Raw genomic sequence first — 7,916 nt, forward strand, 5'->3', positions numbered from 1 at the left:
GGTTGCATTTCCTGAAACTGCCAGCCTATCAGCTATCAGCACATTAATCAGGTATTTCTACGCTTGTCTGCTGTTATCTCATTCCCTTACTTTTGTATCCTGCAATCCCCAAAACCTCCTCATTACTCTGGAGGATAATTTTAGTTTTCAGTAGAACCCCAAAATGTAATGTTATGCAATCACAACCACGTAAAGCGGTTCCCCAAACCGCACCCACTTCAAAAGTACCTGCAACCACAGCACCAGCTGGGGCAGCGGCAGCAGCAGACGACAATGCCGGCCTGCGAAGCCAGCAACATTGGCTGCTGCTTAAAAATCCAAACTATTTTGGCATACAGGACAAAGACAGTCCCCTGAACCAGCTGTTTAAACCGGAAGTTAGCATCCAGTACAACACCTTTTACGAACAGGTGACCTGTGTTAGCTACAAACCGGACATACAGCGCCTGAGCGCCATTGTAAAGGTGAAACAGGGTTACGGTTACAGCGGCGGCCCCTGTACGCCCGGAAGCAAAGAGTATGTACGCTTTTATGTAAGTTATGACAACGGCACCTCCTGGGAGGATGAAGGCGTGGTGGACTTTAACATCCACGACTTTGGCGCCAACGAAGATCTGTGTTATGAGCTGTTCACCACCTTTACACCCAAGAAAAGAAGCTGCTGCGACAAAAAACCGGTACTGCCCCGCGCACGCGCCATTCTTTCCTGGAACCAGCCACCGCCCGCCGGAGCGCCTTTCTGGATCCCTATCTGGGGCAATGTGCTGGACGCCAACATCCAGGCTGCACCCCGTACCGGTTTTATTTGCCTGCTGGATGATATACTCGGAAATGTGGGCGTGAAGCTGGATGAAAAACAGTTTGACCAGGTAGAAAAAAACCTGCCCCCGCTGGAATACACTGCCGTGGCAAAAGAAAACTATTCCCTGGCAGAGATCAGCAAAATTTACGGGAAAGAGGTGGAACCCGCCCGTAAAGGCTACAGCTTTGTGAGCAATGCCCTTTTCACCAAAGCCGCCATCACAGCCCCGCAATACGAGCTGCTGAAAAAATATGAGCTGGACCTCAGCGATATTATTGGCGTGCTGCAGCAGCAACAGTTCAACACCACCTATGAAGAGGTGAGCTGTGTAGGCCTGAACCGCGAGTTTGATACGCTGAATGCCGCCATTCAAATAAAACGCAATGCCGGTTACTCCGGTAACCTGTGCTCCAAAGGCTCCAAAGAATACCTGGCGTATTACATGGACTTTGGCGGTGGATGGGTGTACATGGGCACTTCTTCCGTAACCGTACACGATATTCCCATACCCGATGGCGGCCTTTGGTACAATGCCCCGCTGAAAATAGTGCTGGACCCATACCAGAAAGAGTGGTGCCAGACGGGCAAAGCCAAAGTGCGTGTGATCCTTTCCTGGAACTACGTACCGCCCATTGATCCCAACTGGGTAGCACCCTGGGGCGACCGTGAAGAATGCACCGTTGAAGTTAAACCGCTGCCACAGGGCGTACCTAACGGCCAGCTGAAACCCTTTATAGAGCTGCTGGGCGGTATGCCGGTAGACCTGATCAGTGGTGTAAGCGGCGAAGCCAACGGCCTGCACACGCTTGGTTTTACGGCAGTACAAAGTCCGTTTGGCGGTAATACCACCTTGCGTGGCCGCTTCTTTAACCAGAATACACACAACTTCCGGTACCGGATCCGTGTTATAGAACCAGGAACCTCTGAACATTCTGTTATGTCGCCTGTTCATATTAAAACGGATACTTTTGGCACCATCAGCCCGGCCATCACACTTACACCTGATGCCAACGGCTGGATGCCTTACCTGGCCAACCCAAGCTCCAACACCTTTATCGTGGACGACCTGTTTGGCAGTTTTGTACCGGCCCAGAATGGCGTGCATTACATTAAGATAGAGTTTGAAGATGTATCCCTGGGCGGCGTGTTCTATAACAGCCAGTGGGTAAAATTCCTGGCCGATGTACATGCACCGGATGTGGATGTGACCATTACCAGCGGCGGCGGCGATTGTGGCGATTTTCCGCCGGGCAGCAGCATTTCCGGCACTTACCAGATGCTGGATAATGATGCCGAAAGCCTGACCCTGTACATTACCCCGGCTGCAGCTGGCACCACCATCACTATTGATGGATTGCCTACCGCATCCCTGGCTTATGGCAGTGGCCTGTTCCCATTACCGAATAACGGCCAGTCCGGCACCTGGACGCTGCAAACCACGGCCAATGTTACACCGCCCTGTGGTTACAACATCTGGATCCAGGGCCATGACCGTACCATTGTAGGCAGCAGCCAGTACGGGTATTATAATTATATGCCTAAAGGTTTCTGTTTAGGATAAGCACTAACGTTAATGCATATATACTTATTCATATTATGTATACTGGCCACCTGGCGCATCACGCACCTGCTACAGGCAGAAGACGGCCCGTTTGACATCATTTTTTGGTTGCGGAAAAAAGCAGGAGCAGGTTTCTTCGGAAACCTGCTTGACTGCTTTTATTGTTTAAGCATCTGGATAGCGCTGCCCTTTGCCGCATGGCTGGGCATTAGCTGGGAGGAGCGGTTGCTGTTATGGCCGGCCCTTTCCGGCGCCGCTATTTTACTGGAAAAACTAACCTCAAAGGAAAATACTTCATCCTAAAAAGACTACACTATGTGTTGCGGAAAAAAGAGAGCCACCCTGGCTGCTACAACGGGCACGGCCCAACGATTATTAGGGCATGATGCCATACATTTTGCCTTCCGGTACATTGGTGATACCGCGTTAACTACGGTAGGTATGAATACAGGTAAGATCTACCGCTTTGCATCCAAAGGCGCAGTGCAGATGGTGCATTCAAAAGATGCGGTAACTATGCTGGAGGTACCGAATTTGATACAGGTGGAGGAATAAAATGACGTTTTTTACCTTTTAATTTTCTCCGGAAGGCAGCAGTGGATCAAAAAGGCCAGTATTATTACCAGCCCGCAGCCTATTACGTTCAGCCACAGGAAGGATACGATGTCCCATTTATAAATGGTGATGATCAATGCTTCTGAAATAACTGCGCTCCAGAACGTGGCCGTCCCTCCTAACCGCTTAATATAAAAGGCTATCATAAAAATGCCCAGTATTACCCCGTAGAACAGGGAGCCCAATACATTCACCGCTTCTATTAAGCTTCCCAGCTGGCTGGCAAACTGTGCTACCACTATACAGAAAATGCCCCAGATGAGCGTCCACCATTTGGATACTTTCAGATAATGTTCATCCGAATCATCTTTGTTCACCATGCGTTTGTACACATCCACTACGGTAGTGGATGCCAGCGAATTTAACGCCGCTGCCACACTGCCCCAGGAGGCCAGGAAGATAATGGCGATCAGCAATCCCACCAATCCCTTTGGCAGGTTATGCACTACAAAGTGCAGAAAAATATAGTTGGTATCATTATCATCCGCCGCAGGATCGGCTTTTTTGATCAGCTTAACGGCTTGTTCCCGGAGGCTGGCAGCAGCAGATTCCGTAGCCTGTAAGTTACGCTGGGTGGCACGTACCGTGTTTTCATCCTTAGCGGCTAAAGCATCAGCCAGCGCCTTCACCTGCTGTTGTTTAACGGCAGCCAGTTCATTATAATGGGCCTCCAGTTTTTTGAGCGCAGGCCCCTGTGCAGACTGGTAGGTTTTATCCAGCTGTGCTTCATTAAAGAAAATGGGCGAACGGAAATACAGGTAAAACACAAATACCAGCGCGCCTATTAACAGTATCAGGAATTGCATAGGCACTTTCACCAGCCCGTTCATAAGTAATCCCAGCCGGCTTTCTGTAACAGAACGCGCGGTGAGATAGCGCCCTACCTGCGACTGATCTGTACCAAAATAAGATAACGCCAGGAAAAACCCGCCTATTACACCGCTCCATATGTTGTAGCGGTCTTTCCAGTCAAAATCAGTCACCACCACATTCAGGCGGTCCATTTTACCGGCTACATGTAATGCGTCGCTGAAGCCAATATCCTTTGGCAGCAAATGCACCACCATCCAGCCGGCCAGGAACATACCGGTGAATACGATTGCCAGCTGCAATGTTTGCGTATAACTAACGGCCTTTGTACCACCGGACATGGTATAAATGATGAGCACTCCGCCCATTACAATATTGGTCCAGTAAATATTCCAGCCCAGCAGGCTGCTGAGAATGATAGATGGCGCGTAAATGCTGATGCCCGTGGAGAGTCCTCTTTGCACCAGGAATAAAATAGAGGTTAGGGTGCGCGTTTTCAGATCAAACCGCTGCTCCAGGAACTCATAGGCGGTAAATACCTTCAGCTTATGGAAAATGGGGACAAAGGTAATGCACAGCACCACCATGGCCAGCGGCAGGCCAAAGTAATATTGAACAAAACGCATCCCGTCCGTATAGGCCTGACCGGGAGCAGAGATAAAGGTAATAGCGCTGGCCTGCGTACCAATAATGGACAATAATACAATGTACCAGGGCATAGACTGGTTACCCAGGAAATAACTGTGTATGTTTTTTTGCCCCCGGCTTTTCCATACACCGTATAAAATAATTACAGCTAAAGTTGCGGATAGGACTATCCAATCCAGTACACTCATGAGAATGTTTTGGTGAATAAAAAGAATAACAGGATCAGTACAGCCAGCCAGACAGTCACCAACAGGTACCAGATCCACCATGCGCTGAATAAAGGTGGCTTTTCATTTTCCATGAACAGGAATTACAGGTAATTACGAATGATCAAACATGGTTTCCTTTACATGATAATCCGTAATTGAATTAAGAATACATTCCTTAGCTATTTCATTTCATAATTGAATCTATCTTCTTCTCAGCAATCCTCCCCCTAAAAGCCCCAGCGCCAAACCAATGAACAGGCCTACCTGCACACGTTTGATCACAATGCCTATAATAAGGCCCAGCGCTATACACAAACCGGCGGCAATCGTAAGGCGGGGGCGGTTTTCCTCGTGCTTTTTACTCATATTACTTTTTTGCCGAAATAAGATTTACAAATAAGCGGTATGCACCGGGCACACCAGCAGGCAGCTCACGGAAAAAGGCCAGGGAAGTGTATACATACCTGCCTTTACCATAATTAGCCACCAGGGTGCTGCCATCCAGCGGCTGCTCCCCTTTATCGTTCATGGCAAACAGCCTGCGGTATTCAGAAGCTGCATTTACCGTAAAGTATAAACCCCGCTCCTGCACCCAGCCGTCAAAGTCCTGCTGCGTGATCTGGTTGGGATAATGCATTACTTCGTCATTCGGTTGCAGCCAGGTAACTTTCGCATTTTCATCTGTAACCCGGTCGCCACGGGAAAGGCTAAACGGATATGGTCCCAGCTGGCTGGTAACCAGCGGTCCTACGGTATTGTACTGTATTAGCAGGGTGCCGCCGTTCTTAACATATTCCATTAAGCGGGGCTGCCAGTATTTTAAACGTTCATTGGTATTGTAGGCACGTACGCCTGCAATAATAGCATCGTATTGCTGCAGGTGTCCGCCCATGATATCCTTCTCATCCAGCAGGGTTACTTCATAACCTACCTGCTGCAGGGAAGCGGCCACCAGGTCGCCTGCGCCGGCAATGTAGCCCAGCTTGTTGCCATTGTGTTTTAAACGCAGGCTTACTACCCGTGCTGCTGCCGGCGGAAACAGGGTAATGGGCGGAATATGATCGTAGTGAATAGTTTGCAGGCTTTGCGTATAAACGTGACCGTTTACGGTAGCAGCTACGTTAAACGTATCTACCCGGCTGTTATTACCATTCATTTGCACCGGTACCAGGTTAAACAGCACTTCGGTTTCATCGCCTTTATGGTTAAGCGTAAAGGACTGTTGTTCCGGGCTGGCTTTAAACCCACTGGGCACCTGCAGCTGTACGGTACCGTTAGTACCATCTGCCATAGCTTTCAGCTTTACGGTTACCGGCTGTGCCTGAGGTTCTGTGAAAATGAATACCTGAGTATTCAGGTTAGCTACCACAGGGGGCGCTATTACCAGCGGCTCATACACCTCTCCCTTTACAGGATCAGTATGTTTGTATTGCAGTGGGCGTTGTACCGTAAAGGCCTGCCCGTCAATTTCCAAATGAATGGCAGCCTGTAGTGCAGGTATATTTTCCGGGCGGCCTACCAGCTGCTGATCTGCTATCATGTACATACCCAGCGGGTGCGGGGCAGCCAGCCAGTAAGGCTGTGATAAAGCGGTATTAGCCGGTACCGTGATCATTTGCGGAATGCTCACAAACTGGTCAAACTCCAGCTGTTTATTCAAAGTAGTATCCTTGTCCTGCTGCTGAATGCTTTGCAGGCGTACCGGTACATGGCTGTTATTGATCAGCTGCACGCTGGCCTGTAGTGGCTTCCCGGGCACGGTTTCAGCGGTGGTGCTGTAAGCCTCCATCCATAAACCGGCGCAGGCCAGCACCAGCTGTTCTGTTTCTTTCAGCTTCTGCGTTTTCCAGTAGCTATCCGGTAAGGCGGTAATGGCTTTTCGTATAGCCAGCAGCGCGGGTACGGATGCTGCGGGATCTTCTACCTGGTAACTGGTTATCACTTTATCTACCATTTCCCCAATGGCCTTACCGCCGCCGGGTACACGTTCCCAGGAGGTGTTAACACCGTCCATCAGGCTTTGTTTAGGTGCATCGCCCTGGATAGTGGTAAAGTATTCCAGGGAGCTGCCACGGGAGGCCGCTACGCCAAAACCCTGGCTTTTGTGCTGGGAGCGGCTTTCAGCGGCTATTTCCCCATATCCCCTGCCCAGCAGCACGTTAAAGGCGCCTACATCTATTTTATATTGATCGGGTGCGGTAGTATTATTACCCCCAAAGTTGAAGGTGTTCCATAACAGGCGTTTGGCCTGCCAGGGTTTTACGTATTTCAGCTGTTCCGGAAAACGTTTAGGATCTGCAGCAGCGGCAAAAGCTTCTGCGGCCAGCATAGCGGAACCGGTATGGTGCCCATGCCCTGCCCTGCTATCTGCCGGGAAACGGCAAATGATCACATCCGGCTGGAACTGGCGGATCACCCATACTGCATCGGCCAGGATCTTTTCCCGGTCCCAGATGGAAAAAGTTTCCTGCGGGTTCTTGGAAAAGCCGAAGTCCTGCGCACGGGTAAAGAACTGTTCTGCGCCATCAATGCGGCGGGCAGCCAGCAGCTCCTGGGTACGGATCAGGCCTAATAGCTCTCCCTGCTCATTCCCTACCAGGTTTTGCCCGCCATCACCACGGGTGAGTGACAGGTAACCGGTGCGGTATAATTTCTCCTTAGCCAGGTAACCCAGCAGGCGGGTATTTTCATCATCCGGATGAGCGGCCATGTATAACACGCTGCCCAGGGTATCCAGTTTACGGAGCTGTAATTTTATATCTGCGGCATTCAACACAGGCGAGGGCTGCGCCCATGCGGTTAATTGAGCCGCCAGGGCGGTAAGTAATAAGCTGATCCTTACAAGCATGTTGTTGATTCGTGGTTTTCAGATGGTCAAAAATAAGCATTAAATGTGCGAATGCACCGGTGGTATGCCGTCAAATGTGAGAATGGACCGATAAAGGGATGAGTGGAGATCACTTCTTAAACATAAAGTACACGGCTGCCAGTATAAACACAAAGGAAACCAGGTAATTCCAGCGCAAAGGCTCTTTCAGGTAAAACACGGCAAACAGGCAAAACACGCTCAGGGTAACGATTTCCTGGATGGTTTTCAGCTGGAAACCGCTAAACCCTTCCTGTGATCCCAAACGATTGGCCGGCACCATAAAACAATATTCAAAAAAGGCAATGCCCCAGCAAATGAGGATCACCTTCCACAACGCCTTATCCTGGTGTTTGAGATGCCCGTACCAGGCAAAGGTCATACAGGTGTTGGATACGATGAGGA

Annotated in this window: 7 protein-coding genes; 3 read left to right on the top strand and 4 right to left on the bottom strand. The window is 49.9% G+C overall.

Annotated elements, in window-relative coordinates; genetic code table 11:
* Nucleotides 1–173: 173 nt before the first annotated feature.
* The 3 genes from KVT36_RS24405 to KVT36_RS24415 are packed head-to-tail and all read left to right on the top strand — an operon-like array spanning nucleotide 174 to nucleotide 2,918.
* A complete protein-coding gene (locus tag KVT36_RS24405; protein ID WP_217606071.1) occupies nucleotides 174–2,363 on the top strand; it encodes a hypothetical protein in 2,190 nt (729 codons plus the stop codon).
* Between the two features lie 12 nt (nucleotides 2,364–2,375).
* Nucleotides 2,376–2,666: a hypothetical protein gene (locus tag KVT36_RS24410; protein ID WP_089917073.1), complete on the top strand. Its 291-nt coding sequence runs from the start codon at nucleotides 2,376–2,378 to the stop codon at nucleotides 2,664–2,666.
* A gap of 12 nt (nucleotides 2,667–2,678) precedes the next feature.
* Nucleotides 2,679–2,918 (top strand): hypothetical protein, encoded by a 240-nt coding sequence (locus tag KVT36_RS24415; RefSeq protein WP_217606072.1) that lies wholly within the window; start codon nucleotides 2,679–2,681, stop codon nucleotides 2,916–2,918.
* 11 nt (nucleotides 2,919–2,929) lie between these two features.
* On the opposite strand, the gene KVT36_RS24420 is transcribed toward KVT36_RS24415, so the two are convergent.
* From KVT36_RS24420 to KVT36_RS24435, 4 genes are all read right to left on the bottom strand, one after another.
* Nucleotides 2,930–4,624: a sodium:solute symporter gene (locus KVT36_RS24420; protein ID WP_217606073.1), complete on the bottom strand. Its 1,695-nt coding sequence runs from the start codon at nucleotides 4,622–4,624 to the stop codon at nucleotides 2,930–2,932.
* Nucleotides 4,625–4,846: 222 nt separating this feature from the next.
* Entirely contained in the window at nucleotides 4,847–5,011 is a 165-nt protein-coding gene (locus KVT36_RS24425) for a hypothetical protein (protein WP_156093023.1), read from the bottom strand.
* Between the two features lies 1 nt (nucleotide 5,012).
* Nucleotides 5,013–7,493: a PIG-L family deacetylase gene (locus KVT36_RS24430; protein WP_217606074.1), complete on the bottom strand. Its 2,481-nt coding sequence runs from the start codon at nucleotides 7,491–7,493 to the stop codon at nucleotides 5,013–5,015.
* Nucleotides 7,494–7,602: 109 nt separating this feature from the next.
* Nucleotides 7,603–7,916, bottom strand: a 314-nt coding sequence (locus tag KVT36_RS24435; RefSeq protein ID WP_217606075.1) for a DMT family protein, incomplete at its 5' end; no start/stop codon positions are given.

It is taken from the genome of Chitinophaga sp. GbtcB8, from assembly GCF_019091455.1.
Taxonomy (GTDB): domain Bacteria; phylum Bacteroidota; class Bacteroidia; order Chitinophagales; family Chitinophagaceae; genus Chitinophaga.

Bases quoted from the DNA above. Each gene is read 5' to 3' on its own strand.
- KVT36_RS24405 (WP_217606071.1), top strand. From the start codon at position 174: ATGCAATCACAACCACGTAAAGCGGTTCCCCAAACCGCACCCACTTCA.
- KVT36_RS24410 (WP_089917073.1), top strand. From the start codon at position 2,376: ATGCATATATACTTATTCATATTATGTATACTGGCCACCTGGCGCATC.
- KVT36_RS24415 (WP_217606072.1), top strand. From the start codon at position 2,679: ATGTGTTGCGGAAAAAAGAGAGCCACCCTGGCTGCTACAACGGGCACG.
- KVT36_RS24420 (WP_217606073.1), bottom strand. From the start codon at position 4,624: ATGAGTGTACTGGATTGGATAGTCCTATCCGCAACTTTAGCTGTAATT.
- KVT36_RS24425 (WP_156093023.1), bottom strand. From the start codon at position 5,011: ATGAGTAAAAAGCACGAGGAAAACCGCCCCCGCCTTACGATTGCCGCC.
- KVT36_RS24430 (WP_217606074.1), bottom strand. From the start codon at position 7,493: ATGCTTGTAAGGATCAGCTTATTACTTACCGCCCTGGCGGCTCAATTA.